Consider the following 16,412-nt stretch of genomic DNA (forward strand, 5'->3'; position numbering starts at 1 on the left):
GCATCGACGCGGTGCAATCCATGCTGGGCGACCAGGGCTATGTCTGCGGCCGTGCCCTGGCCACGATCGTCTTCCTGTCCTTGCGGCTGGGCCGGCCGCTGTTCCTCGAAGGCGAGGCGGGCACCGGCAAGACCGAGATCGCCAAGGCCATCGCCGCGGGCCTGGGCCGCCGGCTGATCCGGCTGCAATGTTACGAAGGGCTGGATGCGGCCTCGGCCGTCTGCGACTGGAACTTCCCCGCCCAGATGATCGCCATCCGCACCGCCGAAGCCGCCGGCGAGACCAGCCGCAAGGGCCTGCAGCAGGAACTCTTCTCCGAAGACTACCTGGTCGAGCGCCCGCTCCTGCAGGCCATGCGCGCCGATCCCGCCGGTGCCCCCGTCCTGCTGATCGACGAGCTCGACCGGACCGACGAGCCGTTCGAGGCCTTCCTGCTGGAAGCCCTGTCCGATTTCCAGGTCACCATCCCCGAGCTGGGCACGATCCGCGCGCCCGAGCCGCCGATCGTGATCCTGACGTCCAACCGCACCCGCGAGGTGCATGACGCGCTGAAACGCCGCTGCCTCTACCACTGGGTCGACTACCCCGATTTCGACCGCGAGATGCAGATCCTGCGCGCCCGGGCGCCCGAGGCCTCCGAAGCGCTGAGCCGCGAGGTGGTGGCCTTTGTCCAGGCCCTGCGCAGCGAGGACCTGTTCAAGAAACCGGGGGTGGCCGAGACCATCGACTGGGCCAAGTGCCTGCTGGCGCTCGACATGGTCAACCTCAGCCCCGAGGTCATCGCCGACACGCTGGGCGCGGTGCTGAAATACCAGGATGACATCCAGAAACTGCAGGGCTCCGAGGCCAGGCGACTGCTTGACGAGGCCCGCGCGGCGCTGGAACCGGCATGACCGCTCCGGTCATCCACCTCTGCGGCTGGCCCGGCGCCGGCAAGGCCACGATCGGCGCGCGCCTGGCCGCGCGTCTCGGCGGCCGGCTGATCGACAATCACCTGGCGCTCGATCCCGCCGGCGCGCTCTTCGACCGCTCCGACCCGCGCCATGCCGCCCTGCGGGCCACGATCCGCGCCGCCATCGATCAGGCCGCCCTGGCCCTGCCGCCCGCCATCCCTTTGATCCTCACCGACGCGCTCTCCGACGATGCCGCCGACGACGTGCTCTTCGCCCCCACCCGCGCCCTGGCCCGGGCGCGCGGCGCGCGCCTGCTCTGCGTCACGCTCGATCTGGATCCGCAGGAAAACCGCCGCCGCCTCACCGATCCCGCCCGCGGCCAAGGCACCAAGCTCACCGATCCCGCCATCCTCGACAGCCTCCGCGCCCGACACGCCCTCTTGCGCCCCGACGGCGCCATCCCGCTCGACGTCACCGCCCTGTCTCCGGACCAGGCCGCCACTGCCATCATCGACGCGCTCGACCTCGCCGCAGGATGCCCGGCATGACACGGCATCCCCCCAGTCCCGGCCCCATGTTCTTCTTCTTGGCCAAAGTACCCTCGGGGGTCCGGGGGCAGCGCCCCCGGTTCGGCTGATGGCCGAATACGCCCCTCTCGATCTGCCCGAGAACCCGAAACTCGCCGGCAACATCACCCATTTCGCCCGGGCCCTGCGCAAGGCCGGGCTGCACGTCGGCACCGGACGGGTCGTCGACGCCATCCGCGCCGTCGAGGCCGCGGGCTTCACCTCGAAGACCGATTTCTACTGGACCCTGCACGCCTGTTTCGTCTCGCGCCCCGAGGACCGCGTGGTCTTTGCCCAGGTCTTCCGGCTCTACTGGCGCGACCCGCGGTTCATGGAACACATGATGTCGATGATGCTGCCCGCCATCCGTGGCGTGCAGGAAGAGCGCCCCGGCCAGTCGGCCGAGAAACGCGCGGCCGAGGCCCTGCTGGACGGGATGGCCCCCGACATGCCCGAGGATTTCGCCCCGCCCGAGGGCAGCGAGATCGAGATCGACGCCACGCTGACCATGTCGGCCGAGGAACGGCTGCGCACATTGGATTTCGAACAGATGTCGACCGCCGAAATCGCCGAGGCCCGGCGCATGCTGGCCCGGCTCGATCTGCCGGTCCGCCCGATCCCCTCGCGCCGCAGCCGGCCCGCCGCATCCGGCCCGCGCCACGACGGCCCGGCCACCCTGCGCGCGGCGATGCGCCGGGGCGGCGAGATCCGCGACCTGGCCCGCAAGGCCCCGCGCGAACGCTGGCCCAACCTGGTCGTGCTCTGCGACATTTCCGGGTCGATGAGCCAGTATTCCCGGCTGATCCTGCATTTCGTCCACACCGTGGCCAATGCCCGCGGCCAGGGCTGGGCGCAGGTCCATGCCTTCACCTTCGGCACCCGCCTGACCAACATTACCCGCCACCTGCGCCAGCGCGATGTCGATGCCGCGCTGCGGGCCGCCGGGGCCGAGGCCCAGGACTGGGAAGGCGGCACCCGGATCGGCGATTGCCTGCATGCCTTCAACCGCGACTGGTCGCGCCGGGTGCTGGGGCAGGGCGCGGTGGTGCTGCTGGTCACCGACGGGCTGGACCGGGGCGAACCCGAGGCGCTGGGCAGGGAAATGGAGCGCCTGCACCTGTCGGCCCGCCGACTGATCTGGCTGAACCCGCTGCTGCGCTGGCAGGGCTTTGCCCCCCGGGCCCGAGGCATTTCCGCCATGCTGCCCCATGTCGACAGTTTCCGCGCCGGCCATTCCATCGCCTCGCTCCAGGATCTCGCCCGGGCGATCTCGCGCCCCGACGACATGGGCGAAAAGGCCCGGCTGATGGCCATGCTCTGACCGCCACCCCATGCGCGGGCAACGCCCGCATGTCCCGACATCAAGGGCCGGCATGGCCCGCCTCCCCACGTGTCTCACCGCCCGTCACGCCGGGCCGCCCCCCGCGGCGCTTCCCCCGCCCGGGCGTCGTTCGGCGCAAGGGCCGTGACGGGGCGTCGGCTGTCATCTTGGTGACTTGGAGCCCGGCCAGGGTTAACCTCGAATTCATGAGTGTATGAAAGGTGGGACCAACATGCGGTTACTTCTGATATCCATTTTCCTGACGTGCCTGGCGCCCCTGGCGGCCACCGCGCAGGAGGCCGAGCGCCCGAACATCCTTGTCATCTGGGGCGATGACGTGGGCATGTGGAACATCTCGGCCTATCACCGTGGCATGATGTGCTGCGACACGCCCAACATCGACCGGATCGCCGACGAAGGCCTTCTGTTCATGGATCACTATGCCCATGCCTCCTGCACCGCCGGGCGCGCGGCCTTCATCACCGGCCAGTACCCCATCCGCACCGGTCTTTCGACAGTGGGCCTGCCGGGCGCGCCCCAGGGCCTGCAACCCGAAGACCCGACCCTGGCCGAAATGCTGAAACCCCTGGGCTATCGCACCGGCCAGTTCGGCAAGAACCACCTGGGCGACCGCGACGAACACCTGCCGACCAACCATGGCTTCGACGAGTTCTTCGGCATCCTTTATCACCTCAATGCCGGCGAATACGTCGAACAGGACGATTACCCGGCCCAGGCCTTCGAAGACGCCGGGCTGGCCCAGCGGGGCATCATCCATTCCTTTGCCGCCGGCGAGGGCGGTGAACAGCAGATCGAGGACCTTGGCGGCTTCGGCCAGGAAAAACAGCGCGTTCTCGACCAGGAAGTGCTGGAGGAAAGCAAGCGCTTCATCCGCGAAGCAGCGGCGGCCGAAGAGCCGTTCTTCGTCTGGCACAACACCACGCGGATGCATTACCGCACCAATCTCAGCGAGGAATACGACGGCATCACCGGCACCGGATCGGTCTATGCCGACGGCATGGTCGAGCTGGACGACGATGTCGGTGAATTGCTCGACCTGCTCGACGAGCTGGGCATCGCCGACACGACCGTCGTGATGTTCTCGACCGACAATGGCGCGCCGACCAACAGCTGGCCCGATGGCGGCAACCAGCCGTTCCGCGGTGACAAGGGCGTGGGCGGCTACGAAGGCGCCTTCAAGGTGCCGGCCATGATCCGCTGGCCCGGTCTGGTCGCGCCCGGCACGACCAGCGGCGAGATGATCACCATGGAAGACTGGATGCCGACGATCATGTCCCAGCTGGGCCAGCCCGACCTGGGCGCCGACCTGCTGGACGGGGCCGAGATCGGCGGCACGGAATACCGCGTGCACCTGGACGGTTACGACCAGTCGCCGATCCTGACAGGCGAGGGCGCGTCGAACCGGATGTTCTTCCCGTTCTTCTCGGAGACCACCTTTCACGGGCTGCGCTTCGGCGAGTGGAAATTCCTGTTCACCCGGCAGGACAAATGGTTCAACGGCGTGCAGGAGCAGCTGACCACGCCGCTGATCACCCGGCTGGATCTCGATCCGTTCGAACGTTTCCACGAAAGCCGTGGCTTTGACGAATGGCAGGAAAACCGCTCTTGGGCGCTTGGCCCGGCCAGCGCCATCCTGGGCCAGTTCTTCACGACCTTCGAAGACTACCCGCCGCGCCAGGCCAGCCTGGATTTCGATACCGAATCCATCATGGACGCGATGATGGACCCCAACGCGCGCTGAGCGCGCACCCTCCCGGGGCCGGTCTGCGGCCCCGGGACAGGGCCTTCGCGCAGCCGCCCCGGTTGACCTCTCCGCCCGCTGCCCCCAATTCTGCAGGCAGCAAGGAGGGCACGGCCCATGAGCGAGCATTTCGACATCCCCCGCATTGCACTGGACTGGCACCGCGACGGCCACGGCGCGGCGATTGCCACCGTTGTCGAGACCTGGGGTAGCGCGCCCCGGCGGACGGGCTCGCAGCTGGCCATCGCCGGTGATGGGCGGATCGAAGGCTCGGTCTCGGGCGGCTGTGTCGAAGGCGCCGTGCTGGTCGAGGCGCTGGAGGCGCTGGAAGACGGCAGGCACCGGCTGCTGGAATACGGTGTCAGCGATGACGATGCCTTTGCCGTCGGGCTGGCCTGCGGCGGCACGATCCGCGTGCTGGTCGAGCCGGTCGGCACGGCGCTGCCCGTCGACATGCTGGAACGCCTGGTCGCCGCGCGGGACGCACGCCGGGCGGTGGCCTACGAGGTCGACCTGGACAGTGGGACCCGAAGATTGGTGGAGGACGGCCATGCCCAGCGGTTCCGCATGGACCGGTCCGGCGTCGAGGAGGACGGCCGGACCTTCGTGGCCATCCACAACCCGCCGCTACGGCTGATCATCGTCGGCGCGGTCCATATCGCCCAGGCGCTGGTGCCGATGGCCCGGATCGCGGGCTATGACCCGGTGATCATCGACCCGCGCGAGGCCTTTGCCTCGGATGCGCGTTTTCCCGGCGAGCGGATGCTGCACGACTGGCCCGACGAGGCGGTGGCCGCGCTGGGGCTGGATGCGCGCACGGCGCTGGTGCTGCTGACCCATGACCCCAAGCTCGACGACCCGGCGCTGATGGCCGGGCTGGCGGCCGATTGTTTCTACATCGGAGCGCTGGGATCGACGCGCACCCATGCCCGACGGGTCGACCGGCTGGTGGCGGCGGGGTTCACCGAGGCGCAGATCGGGCGCATCCACGCGCCGGTTGGGCTGGACATCGGCGCGGCGGGGCCGGCCGAGATCGCCGTGTCGGTGCTCGCCGAGATGACCGCCGTGCTGCGCGGGAAACGGCCGTGATCTTCGGGCCGGTGCCCGTGGCCCGGGCCGAGGGCGCGGTGCTGGCCCATTCGGTCCGGCTGGCCGGCGGGCGGCTGCGCAAGGGCAAGCGGCTGGAGGCGGCGGACGTGGCCGCGCTGGCCGGCGAGGGGCTGTCCGAGGTCATCGTCGCCCGGTTCGAACCCGGTGACGTGGGCGAGGATGACGCCGCGCAGCGGGTGGCCGCGGCGCTGGTGCGCGATCCGGCCGCGGCGGGGCTGCGGGTCAGCGCGCCCTTCACCGGCCGAGTCAACCTGCTGGCCGCCGGGCCGGGCGTGGTCGAGCTGGACGAGGCGGTGATCCAGGCGGTGAACCTGGTCGATCCGATGATCACCGTCGCCACGGTGCCCCAGCATCAGCAGATGGGCCCGGGCGGCATGGTCGCCACGATCAAGGTGATTTCCTACGGCGTGCCCGGCGATGCGGTGGCCCGGGCCGAGGCCTGCGCCGGCGGCCGGGCGATGCGGCTGGCCGGGCCGGTGGTCGGCCGCGTCGGGCTGGTGATGACGGTGATCCCGGGCGGGCCGGACAATGCCAAGGGCCGCGCGGCGGTCGAAGGCCGGGTGCGCGCGCTGGGTCTGGACATGGCCGGCGTGGTCGAGGTGCCCCACGAGGCCGGGGCGCTGGCCGGGGCGCTCGACGGGCTTGAGGGCGACGTCCTGCTGATCCTGACCGCGTCGGCCACCTCCGACGTGATGGACGTGGCGCCCCGGGCCGTGCGCGCGGCGGGGGGCATCGTCGACCGGTTCGGCATGCCCGTCGATCCGGGCAACCTGCTGTTTCTCGGCCGTTTGGGCGACCGGCCGGTCATCGGCCTGCCGGGCTGCGCCCGGTCGCCGGCCCTGAACGGGGCCGATTGGGTGCTCAGCCGCGTGGCCTGCGGGCTGACGCCCTCGGCGGCCGACATTGCGGCCATGGGCGTGGGCGGGCTGCTCAAGGAGATCCCGACGCGGCCGCAGCCCCGGGCCGGGCGGCCGGCGGGTGCTGGCGGGGCGGGCGACGGGGATCGCGGGGCCGGCGCACGAGAACCTGAGTCTTTCCCTAAGGTAACTACGACCTAAGGCGCTGATAACCGGCGCTTTTCAAAGCCCTTTTGCCGTGCTTTAGTCAGGAGGAAGCGGATCAAGATAGGGGAGGATCCCATGACGAAGGTCTCGATGACCGTCAACGGCAAGCCCGCATCCAGAGACGTCGAAGGCCGGACGCTGCTGGTTCAGTTCCTGCGGGACGAGCTGGGTCTGACCGGCACGCATGTGGGCTGCGACACCAGCCAATGCGGCGCCTGCGTCGTGCACGTGGACGGCAAGGCGGTGAAATCCTGCACCATGCTCGCGCTCGAAGCCGAGGGCGCCGAGGTGGCCACGATCGAGGGCCAGGCCAATGCCGACGGCTCGCTCAACGTGATCCAGCAGGCGTTCCAGGACCACCACGGCCTGCAATGCGGCTTTTGCACCCCCGGCATGGTCATGTCGGCGGCGGCGCTGCTCAAGGACAACCCGACGCCCAGCGAAGCCGAGATCCGGGATTACCTGGAAGGCAACATCTGCCGCTGCACGGGGTACCACAACATCGTCAAGGCGATCCTCGCGGCCAGCGGCCAGGACGTGACCGCCATCGCCGCCGAGTAGGGCCGCGCAACCGGGCCACCCCGCCGGGACCGTGGAGGAGCGGGCCCCGGGGTGGGCGTAGGATGGGTGCGGGCACCCATCGTTTCAGGGAGGATTACCATGCCGAAGGATCATGGCATCGGCGCCAGCAACAAGCGGCGCGAGGACGTGCGGTTCCTGACCGGAACCGGCAATTACACCGACGACATCAACCTGCGCGGACAGGCCCATGTCTATTTCCTGCGCTCCGACATGGCCCATGGCCGGATCACCGCCCTGGACACCAGCGCGGCCGAGGCCATGCCCGGCGTGCTCAGGGTGTTCACCGGGGCCGATTTCGAAGGCATCGGCGGGCTGCCCTGCGGCTGGCAGGTCACCGACCGCCACGGCGAGGTCATGCAAGAGCCGGGTCACCCGGTGCTGGCCCAGGGCAAGGTCCGCCACGTCGGCGACCCGATTGCGGCCGTTGTGGCCGAAAGCCTGGCCCAGGCCCGCGACGCCGCCGAGGCCATCGAGGCCGATATCGAAGAGCTGCCGGCCGTCATCGACATGAAGGCCGCCGTCCAGCCCGACGCGCCCAAGGTGCATGACGACCTGACGTCGAACCTCTGCTACGACTGGGGCTTCGTCGAGGACAACCGCGAGGCGGTGGATGCCGCGATCAAGTCGGCCGCCCATGTCACCACGCTGGAACTGGTCAACAACCGGCTGGTGGCCAACCCGATGGAACCCCGCGTGGCCGTCGGTGATTTCAACCGGGCCAGCGGCGAGTCGACGCTCTACACCACCTCGCAGAACCCCCATGTCATCCGTCTGCTGATGGGCGCCTTCGTGCTCGGCATCCCCGAGCACAAGCTGCGCGTCATCGCGCCCGACGTGGGCGGGGGCTTTGGCACCAAGATCTTCCATTATGCCGAAGAGGCGTTTTGCACCTTTGCGGCCAAGGCCCTGAACCGGCCGGTCAAATGGACGGCCTCGCGGTCCGAGGCCTTCATCTCGGATGCCCATGGCCGCGACCACGTGACCAAGATCGAACTGGCGCTGGATGCCGACAACAACTTCACCGCGCTCCGGACCGAAACCTATGCCAACATGGGCGCCTACCTGTCGACCTTTGCGCCGTCGGTGCCGACCTGGCTGCATGGCACGCTGATGGCGGGCAATTACAAGACCCCGCTGATCTACGTGAACGTCAAGGCCGTGTTCACCAACACCGTGCCGGTTGATGCCTATCGCGGGGCCGGCCGGCCCGAGGCGACCTACCAGCTGGAGCGTGTCATCGACAAGGCCGCGCGCGAGCTGGATGTCGATCCGATCGCCCTGCGCCGGCAGAACTTCATCACCGAATTCCCCTATGCCACGCCGGTGGCCGTCGAATATGACACCGGCGATTACGGCGCGACGATGGACAAGCTGGAAGAGATCGCCGACCTGGCGGGCTTTCCCGCGCGCCGGGCCGAAAGCGAGGCCCGGGGCAAGCTGCGCGGGCTGGGCGTGAATTGCTACATCGAGGCCTGCGGCATCGCGCCCTCGCAGCTGGTGGGCCAGCTGGGCGCCCGAGCGGGCCTGTACGAAAGCGCAACCGTGCGGGTGAATGCGACCGGCGGCCTGGTGGTCATGACCGGCTCGCATTCCCACGGCCAAGGCCACGAAACCTCGTTCCCGCAGGTCATCGCCGAGATGATCGGCATCGACGAAAACATGGTCGAGATCGTCCATGGCGACACGGCCAACACGCCGATGGGCATGGGCACCTACGGGTCGCGCTCGCTGGCGGTGGGCGGCTCGGCCATGGTGCGGGCGACCGAGAAGATCATCAACAAGACCAAGAAGATCGCGGCCCACCTGATGGAGGCCTCGGAAGCCGATATCGAGCTGAAGGACGGGGCCTTTTCGGTCGCGGGCACCGACAAGTCGGTGGCCTGGGGCGATGTCTGCCTGGCGGCCTATGTGCCGCACAACTACCCGCTGGAAGACATCGAGCCGGGGCTGGAAGAGACGGCGTTCTACGATCCGTCGAACTTTACCTATCCCTCGGGGGCCTATTGCTGCGAGGTCGAGGTCGACCCCGAAACCGGCCATGTGACCATCGAAAGCTTTGCGGCGGCCGATGATTTCGGCAATATCGTCAACCCGATGATCGTGTCGGGCCAGGTGCACGGGGGCATTGCCCAGGGCATCGGCCAGGCACTTCTGGAAGGGGCGGTCTATGACGAGAACGGCCAGCTGCTGAGCGCGTCCTACATGGATTACGCCATGCCCCGGGCGGCCGATGTGCCGTTCTACGAGGTGGATCATTCCTGCCAGACGCCCTGCACGCACAACCCGCTTGGCGTGAAAGGATGCGGCGAGGCCGGGGCGATCGGGTCGCCGCCGGCGGTGGTCAACGCGGTGGTTGACGCCCTGCGCTCGGGCGGCAAGGCTGTGACCCATATCGACATGCCGCTGTCGCCCGCGCGGGTCTGGGCGGCGATGAACGGCTAGGTGGAACCGGGTGCGACGGGGGGGCGCTGCCCCCCGGACCCCCCGAGGGTATTTGGAACCAAGAAGAAGAGGAGGGGCGTGGCGCCCCGGCTCTTCGGGGAGAGCGAGAGATGTATGAATTCGAGTTCGTGAAACCGTCGAGCCTGGCCGATGCGGTGACGGCGCTCGGCGGGGACGAGGCGCAGGCGCTGGGGGGCGGTCAGACGCTGATCCCGACGCTGAAGCAGCGGCTGGCCATGCCGGCGACGCTGGTGTCGCTGGCGGGGATCGCCGAGATCAAGGGCGTGTCGGCCGAAGGTGATACGCTGCGCATCGGCGGTGGCACGACCCATGCGACGGTGGCCGCCGAGGCCGGGGCCTATCCGGCGCTGGCCGAACTGGCGAGCCACATCGGTGACCCGGCGGTGCGCAACCGCGGCACGATCGGCGGGTCGCTGGCCAACAACGACCCGGCGGCCTGTTACCCGGCGGCGGCGCTGGCATCGGGGGCGACCATCGTGACCAACACGCGCGAGATTGCCGCCGACGATTACTTCCAGGGCCTGTTCACCACGGCGCTGGAAGAAGGCGAGATCATCACGGCGGTGACCTTCCCGATCCCGCAGGCGGCGAATTACCAGAAATTCGTGCAGCCGGCCTCGCGCTTTGCCATGGTCGGGGTCTTCGTGGCCCGGTTTGCCGACGGAGTGCGCGTGGCCGTGACCGGGGCGTCCGAAGACGGGGTCTTCCGCTGGAGCGAGGCCGAAGCCGCGCTGTCGGCCGATTTCTCCGCCGGGGCCGTCGAAGGGCTGACCGTGGCGGCTGACGGTATGATCGGCGACATCCACGGGTCCAAGGAGTACCGCGCGCACCTGGTCGGCGTGATGACCCGGCGGGCGGTGACCGCCGCCGCCTGAGGCCGCCTGTACAAGGATTGCTACCCGCCCCGGCTTCGGTCGGGGCGTTTGCATTTGGGATGGATTCATGGCTCTGCGGGTTCGGGAAGGCCGTTTTCGGGCCCCGAAAGCGAAACGCCCCGCCGGTGAGGGCAGGGCGTTGGTATCTCGGGATCTGCGCCGGGGCGCGATCGGTCAGCGCGTGGGCAGCGGGCCGATCATCATGACCATCTGGCGGCCTTCCATCTTCGGCATGTTCTCGATCTTGCCGATTTCCTTGACGTCGTCGGCCACCCGTTCAAGCAGCTCGCGCCCAAGGTTCTGGTGCGCCATTTCCCGGCCGCGGAAGCGCAGGGTGACCTTCACCTTGTCGCCGTTCTCGAGGAACTTGAACACGTTGCGCATCTTGACGTCATAGTCATGCGTATCCGTGTTGGGCCGGAACTTGACCTCCTTGACCTCGATGATCTTCTGCTTCTTGCGGGCCTCGGCCTCGCGCTTCTGGGTCTCGTACTTGAACTTGCCGAAATCCATGATCTTGCACACGGGCGGCGTTGCGTTCGGAGAGATTTCGACCAGGTCGAGACCGACCTGTTCAGCAAGCTGAAGCGCTTTTGCAGGGGCCACCACGCCGACGTTCTGGCCTTCGGGGCCGATCAGGCGGATTTCGGGGGCACGGATCTTGTCGTTCACGCGGGGGCCGGTATCACGGGTCGGCGGCGCGTTGTGAGGTCTGCGGGCTATTGTGACAATCCTTCGTCAGTTACCGGAAATTGCTGGATGCGCAAGGTAATCGCGGTCCTGTCTCAATTCAAGCGGGAACCATGGGGGCAATCGAAAAATCACCCCGCCTGCGAGGACAGGGCGGGGTGATCCGTGGCCGGTGGGCCGGCGTGATGCCGAGGATCAGGCGTAGATCAGGTCATCCAGCGCGAAATGGGTGCCGGCGCCGGAATCGGTGGTCACGTCGGTGCCGCCGGACGCGGTAAAGACCACCTCGTCGACATTGTCGAAGATCGCATCGTTCAGCTCAAAGACCTGCGACACGCCATAGGCGAGGGTGAAGGTCTCGGTGCCGGTGAGCGCGCCGTTGTTGTAGCCCGACAGGGTGACCTGCAGGCCTTCGTTCCAGGCCGCCGACATGGCCACGGATTCGAGGTCGAAATCGCTGCCGCGCGCGATCGAGGCCGCATCGCCATACTGGTTATAGGCCAGGTTGTCGCCCGATGCGGGGCGATAGCCGCTGTCGGATTCCAGTTGAAATTCATCGTATTCCATCAGGCCGAAATTGGTCCAGGTAAAGCCGGCATAGCTGGACGGCAGGGGCTCGAGCGAGCCGTTCGGCGCCGAGAGGTCTTCGAAATCCACGGTCTGGGTGGGCACCACGTCAAAGACGAAATCCGTGGCGTCGAGCGTGCCGGGGGCCACGTTGACAAAGATCGACAGGCCGTTGATCGAGATCAGGCTGCCGTTGCCCGACGCGGTGATGTTGAGCTGGCTGATGTCCTGGATGCCCAGGGCCGAGACGTCGATGACGTCGGTGCCGTTCTGGAAATCGCGGATAAAGGTCGTGCCCGAGGCATTGCCCTTGAACTGGAACGTGTCCGCCCCGCCACCGCCAAAGACGATGTTGGTGCCACCGCCCATGATGATCGTGTCGGCGCCGTTGCCGGCAAAGACGCGGTCATTGCCGCCGCCGGTTTCGATGACGTCCGCGCCGCCGAGGGTGATGAAAATGTCGCTGGAATTCGAAGGGCCAAAGGTGTCGTTGGAATTCGTACCGAAAACGAAAGGCATTGTGCAATCTCCAATGTCTAATACGTGCCAATGGAGAGTTCGTAACATGTGTCACAATTGATTGTCTGTAATTTATTTCACAATCATCGGAACTTTTTATTCCATTGATCGCAATACCTTGGCGCGATGTGCCCGTGCCCGGTTCAGCCGATGAGGGTCATCTGGTCGAGGCCGAAATGGCTGCCCGTGCCCTCGTCGGTTGTGACATCCTGACCGCCGGAGGCAACAAACCGGACCTCGTCCACGGAATCGAAAAGCGCGTCATCCAGTTCGAACAGGGCGCTGACACCATAGGTCAGGGTCACAACCTGCCGGCCGAGGAGGGCGCCGTCATCCCAGGCTTCGATCGTGACGTTCAGCCCGTCGGACCAGGCGGCCGACAGCCACAGCGATTCGAGATCGAAATTCTCGGCCCGGGCAAAGGCCGCCGGATCACCGAAGCCGTTGTAGAGCAGGTTGTCACCGTCCCGGGCACGATAGCCGCTGACCTTCTCGGCACTGTATTCATCGGTTTCCAGGACCCCGAAATTGGTCCAGGTAAACCCGGCATAGGCATCGGTGATCAGGGCGGCATAGCCATCGTCATGGGCGACATCCTCGAAATCGAGGATGCGCGCGCCGGGCGGCTGGGCAAAGATGAAATCTTCGGCCCCGAAGCCAGCAACATCATCGGTGCGCAGGTTGATGACAAGCCCGCCGATGACAATGATCGCGCCCCTGCTGTTCATCTCGATATCCAGCTGGGAATAGCCGGTGATACCCAGTTGCGACAGGTCGATCCGGTCGAGCCCGTCCTCGAAATCGCCGATCAACGTCATGCCCGCGCTGTCGGGCGTAAAGACAAAGACATCCCGGTCGGCCCCGCCAAAGACCATGTTGAACCCGGTTCCCGCGATGATCGTGTCATCGCCGATGCCGCCAAAGACAAGGTCGTCACCCGCCCCGGTCTCGATCCGGTCGTTGCCGGAAAACCCGGCCAGCACGTCATCCGTGTCGGCCGCATCGATCATGTCGTCAAATGACGTTCCCAGGCGTACTGCCATGGCCTTCTCCGTCCTGTGTGGCGACAGATGTGACGCAAAAGGCTTAAGAAAGGCTCAAGCACACCGAAAAATCCGGGGCCGGTCAGGCGAAGATGAAATCGCTGTCCGTCAACTGGTCGGGGGTCAGGTTGACGTGGATCGTCAGGTCGTCGGTGTAAAGGATCGTGCCCGCGCCGTAGCTGCGCACAATCATGTCGTCCATCCCGGTGATGCCCATGTCGCTCAGGTCGATGACATCTTCGCCGCTGGTGAAACCACGCAGAAAGGTGGTGCCGCTGGCGCCTTGTGCAAAGATGAACGTGTCGGAATCCAGCCCGCCGCGCACGTAATTGGTGCCGCTGCCCACCACAATCGTGTCGAGCCCGACGCCGGCAAAGACGAAATCCGTCCCGCCACCGGTTTCGATCGTGTCATTGCCGGAAAATGTGGTGAACACATCGTAACTGTCTGATGCGCTGTAATAATCGTCGAGCGATGTGCCGATCTGCCAAGTCATGAAAATTCCTCCGTCAACCGCAAATTAATTTCGCCCGGGAATGATGCCGGATGTCGGGGATTCGGGCAATTGTGCCAAGGGGCACAGTCTCGACCTGGCCGAAAACGAAACGGGCCGCCTGGTCGGGCGGCCCGGTCACGGGATCAGCGGAAAGGAGCAACAGCAGGATCAGTCGCCCCCAAAAGGCTCACGCGAAGGATCAGTCGAGGAAGGCTTTTTCGACCACGTATTGCGCAGGCTTGGAATTGGCACCTTCTTCCAGCCCGTAGCCGTCAAGCATTTCCTTCAGCTCGAGGTTGAAGGCCAGGTTGCCGCAGATCATCGCCCGGTCGGTCTCGGGGTTCAGCGGCTCGACGCCCAGGTCGGCAAAGGCCTCGCCCGAACGCATCAGGTCGGTGATGCGGCCCATCTTGGCGCTCTCTTCCCGGGTCGTGGTCGGGTAATACTTGATCTTCTTCCAGAAGCCTTCGCCGATCACCTCGTTGAGCAGCTCGTCATCCTTGAGGCTGTCGATCAGCTTGGCCCCATAGGTCAGCTCGCCGGCCTCGCGGCAGGTATGGGTGATGACGATCTCGTCGTAATCCTCGTAGGTCTGCGGCTCACGCAGCAGGCTGGCAAAGGGCGCAAAGCCAGTGCCGGTGGCAAAGAACCACAGGCGCTTGCCGGGCAGCAGCGCGTCATGGACCAGCGTGCCGACCGGCTTGGGCCGCAGGATGATCTCGTCACCCGGCTTGATATGCTGCAGGCGCGAGGTCAGCGGGCCGTCGGGGACCTTGATGGAATAGAATTCCATCTCTTCGTCCCAGGCCGGCGAGGCGATCGAATAGGCCCGCAGGATCGGCTTTTGCTTGCCGGTCTTGGGGTCGGCATCGCCCATCAGGCCGATCATGACGAATTCGCCCGAGCGGAACCGCAGGCTGGCGGGTCGCGTCACGCGGAAGGAGAACAGGCGATCCGTCCAATGCTCGACCGAGGTCACGGTCTGCGCATCGGGCATCGCCTTCACGGCGGGTTTGTCGGCGGGAGCGCCTTTGGTCACAGGTGTCATGTTGGTCATATCTTGCATCACCGGCGCGGGGTAAACCGGTCTCCTTGTCTCATCTCGTACGGATGCGGGAAATCGCGCGTCGCCTGCGCCTCAGCCGCGCAGCCGCGCCTGATAATTATGCGCCTGCCAGTCGGCCCGAAAGAGCCATTGGTCCTGCGGCTGGCGTTCGGCCAGGGCGGTGTCGATCTCGACCTCGTCGAACCCGCAGCGTCTCGCCATGGCATATTGGTCGGCCAGCACGTGGCCACGGGCCCGCAGCCGGCCTTCGAACCCGCGCAGCCGCAGCTGGCGGGCAATGGTAAAGCCGCGTCCGTCGGCCGAGCTGGGAAAATCCACCCGGATCACCGGCACGCCGTCGAAATCCACCTCGCGGGGATCCACGTCAGAGGCCAGGTCCAGCCCTTCGGCCGCCGTGCGCGCATCGGATGCGGCAAAGCCCGCCGCCCAGTCATCCGGGCCGAACCCGGTATCGGTCACAAGAACCGTCATCTGTCGTCCCTTTCCGAAGCCCCTGGCTTCTTCTTGGTCTAAATACCCTGTTCGACACCCGCCACGGGGTGCCGCCGATTGCCATGTGCGCCCGGGTCCCATCGGCCCCCGGGCGCCACGGCCCGTCTCCTTGTCCGGCCCGCCGCCGCGCGCAGCGGATCCGGTGATCAAACCGGCCCGCGGACCGCCTTGCCGTTCACGAAATGGATCCCGCATTCGTCCTTCTGGCTGTCGCGCCAGCGGCCCGCCCTCGGGTCCTCGCCGTCTTCCACCTTGGACGTGCAGGGCCAGCAGCCGATGGACGGATATCCCTGGGCCACCAGCGGATGCCGGGGCAGGCGGTTCTCGTCCATGTAGGCCCGCACGTCTTCGGGCGCCCAATGGGCCAGCGGGTTCACCTTGATCCGCCCGGTGCCGTCCTCGACCTCGAAGAAGTCGAGCGCCGAGCGCCCGGCGCTCTGGAACCGCTTGCGCCCGGTGATCCAGCCGTCATAGCCCGACAGGGCGTTCTGCAACGGCAGCGTCTTGCGCAACAGGCAGCAGGCATCCGTGTCGGAAAACCGCAGCGCCCCATAGGGGTCCTTCTCGGCGATGTTGGCCGCCTTGATGACCTGCACGTTGCGCAGGCCCAGCCGCTCCGTCACCTCCTGCTGGTAGACCAGCGTTTCGGGAAAGAGCAGCTCGGTGTCGATGAAGAGCACCGGCGTGTCCTTGTCGGTCACCGCCGCCATGTGCAGCAGCACCACCGATTCCGCGCCGAAGCTGGACACCAGCGCGATGCGCCCGGCATCGCGCAGCGCCCCCTGCATCACGTCGGTGGCCGAGTGATGCCGGTAGCGTTTGTTGAGAGCCGCGACCTTCTCTTCCGGTGTCTCGAAAGGAACGGCCGCATCGTCTCTCAATGAGTTGGCTCGATGCAACATC

16 protein-coding genes are annotated in these 16,412 nt (G+C 66.8%); 9 read left to right on the top strand and 7 right to left on the bottom strand.

All coding sequences use genetic code 11. The features are described 5' to 3' along the window. The first annotated feature begins 20 nt into the window (after window positions 1-20). The 9 genes from ACK3BB_RS10510 to ACK3BB_RS10550 all read left to right on the top strand — a co-directional run bounded on the left by ACK3BB_RS10510 (window position 21) and on the right by ACK3BB_RS10550 (window position 10,636). Entirely contained in the window at window positions 21-893 is an 873-nt protein-coding gene (locus ACK3BB_RS10510; RefSeq protein WP_428928719.1) for an AAA family ATPase, read from the top strand. Beyond that, window positions 890-1,441 carry an AAA family ATPase gene (locus tag ACK3BB_RS10515; RefSeq protein WP_428928665.1) on the top strand — a complete coding sequence of 184 codons (552 nt, stop codon included), beginning with the start codon at window positions 890-892 and terminating at the stop codon, window positions 1,439-1,441. Before ACK3BB_RS10510 ends, ACK3BB_RS10515 begins: the two co-directional genes overlap by 4 nt. 88 nt (window positions 1,442-1,529) lie before the next feature. Further along, window positions 1,530-2,780: a vWA domain-containing protein gene (locus ACK3BB_RS10520; RefSeq protein WP_428928666.1), complete on the top strand. Its 1,251-nt coding sequence runs from the start codon at window positions 1,530-1,532 to the stop codon at window positions 2,778-2,780. 232 nt (window positions 2,781-3,012) lie between these two features. After that, window positions 3,013-4,542 (top strand): arylsulfatase, encoded by a 1,530-nt coding sequence (locus ACK3BB_RS10525; RefSeq protein ID WP_428928667.1) that lies wholly within the window; start codon window positions 3,013-3,015, stop codon window positions 4,540-4,542. A gap of 117 nt (window positions 4,543-4,659) precedes the next feature. Next, window positions 4,660-5,631 carry an XdhC family protein gene (locus tag ACK3BB_RS10530; RefSeq protein ID WP_428928668.1) on the top strand — a complete coding sequence of 324 codons (972 nt, stop codon included), beginning with the start codon at window positions 4,660-4,662 and terminating at the stop codon, window positions 5,629-5,631. Next, window positions 5,628-6,710 (top strand): molybdopterin-binding protein, encoded by a 1,083-nt coding sequence (locus tag ACK3BB_RS10535; RefSeq protein ID WP_428928669.1) that lies wholly within the window; start codon window positions 5,628-5,630, stop codon window positions 6,708-6,710. The genes ACK3BB_RS10530 and ACK3BB_RS10535 overlap by 4 nt, the downstream gene beginning before the upstream one ends. 81 nt (window positions 6,711-6,791) lie before the next feature. Then, the gene (locus ACK3BB_RS10540; RefSeq protein ID WP_428928670.1) at window positions 6,792-7,277 is read left to right on the top strand and encodes a (2Fe-2S)-binding protein; all 486 of its coding nucleotides are present in this window, start codon (window positions 6,792-6,794) and stop codon (window positions 7,275-7,277) included. A gap of 99 nt (window positions 7,278-7,376) precedes the next feature. After that, on the top strand, window positions 7,377-9,740 hold the full coding sequence (locus ACK3BB_RS10545) for a xanthine dehydrogenase family protein molybdopterin-binding subunit (RefSeq protein WP_428928671.1): 2,364 nt from the start codon (window positions 7,377-7,379) through the stop codon (window positions 9,738-9,740). A 110-nt stretch (window positions 9,741-9,850) separates the two neighbouring features. Beyond that, window positions 9,851-10,636, top strand: coding sequence for an FAD binding domain-containing protein (locus tag ACK3BB_RS10550; RefSeq protein WP_428928672.1), 786 nt, complete (start codon window positions 9,851-9,853; stop codon window positions 10,634-10,636). A gap of 174 nt (window positions 10,637-10,810) precedes the next feature. Here ACK3BB_RS10550 and infC read toward each other — a convergent pair whose 3' ends face one another. The 7 genes from infC to ACK3BB_RS10585 all read right to left on the bottom strand — a co-directional run bounded on the left by infC (window position 10,811) and on the right by ACK3BB_RS10585 (window position 16,411). Next, window positions 10,811-11,308 carry a translation initiation factor IF-3 gene (gene infC / locus ACK3BB_RS10555; RefSeq protein WP_428928673.1) on the bottom strand — a complete coding sequence of 166 codons (498 nt, stop codon included), beginning with the start codon at window positions 11,306-11,308 and terminating at the stop codon, window positions 10,811-10,813. A 213-nt stretch (window positions 11,309-11,521) separates the two neighbouring features. After that, window positions 11,522-12,412, bottom strand: a complete 891-nt coding sequence (locus ACK3BB_RS10560; protein WP_428928674.1) for a calcium-binding protein — start codon at window positions 12,410-12,412, stop codon at window positions 11,522-11,524. Between the two features lie 143 nt (window positions 12,413-12,555). Continuing rightward, window positions 12,556-13,455, bottom strand: coding sequence for a M10 family metallopeptidase C-terminal domain-containing protein (locus ACK3BB_RS10565; protein ID WP_428928675.1), 900 nt, complete (start codon window positions 13,453-13,455; stop codon window positions 12,556-12,558). 82 nt (window positions 13,456-13,537) lie between these two features. Continuing rightward, the gene (locus tag ACK3BB_RS10570) at window positions 13,538-13,951 is read right to left on the bottom strand and encodes a calcium-binding protein (protein WP_428928676.1); all 414 of its coding nucleotides are present in this window, start codon (window positions 13,949-13,951) and stop codon (window positions 13,538-13,540) included. 199 nt (window positions 13,952-14,150) lie between these two features. Next, window positions 14,151-15,008, bottom strand: coding sequence for a ferredoxin--NADP reductase (locus ACK3BB_RS10575; protein WP_428928677.1), 858 nt, complete (start codon window positions 15,006-15,008; stop codon window positions 14,151-14,153). Window positions 15,009-15,089: 81 nt separating this feature from the next. Continuing rightward, window positions 15,090-15,488, bottom strand: a complete 399-nt coding sequence (locus ACK3BB_RS10580) for a DUF934 domain-containing protein (RefSeq protein WP_428928678.1) — start codon at window positions 15,486-15,488, stop codon at window positions 15,090-15,092. 167 nt (window positions 15,489-15,655) lie between these two features. Then, complete coding sequence (locus tag ACK3BB_RS10585) at window positions 15,656-16,411, bottom strand: phosphoadenylyl-sulfate reductase (RefSeq protein WP_428928679.1); 756 nt, start codon at window positions 16,409-16,411, stop codon at window positions 15,656-15,658. Between the last annotated feature and the right edge of the window lies 1 nt (window position 16,412).

Origin of the sequence: Marinibacterium sp. SX1 (assembly GCF_050389775.1) — a bacterium.
Taxonomy (GTDB): Bacteria; Pseudomonadota; Alphaproteobacteria; order Rhodobacterales; family Rhodobacteraceae; genus Marinibacterium.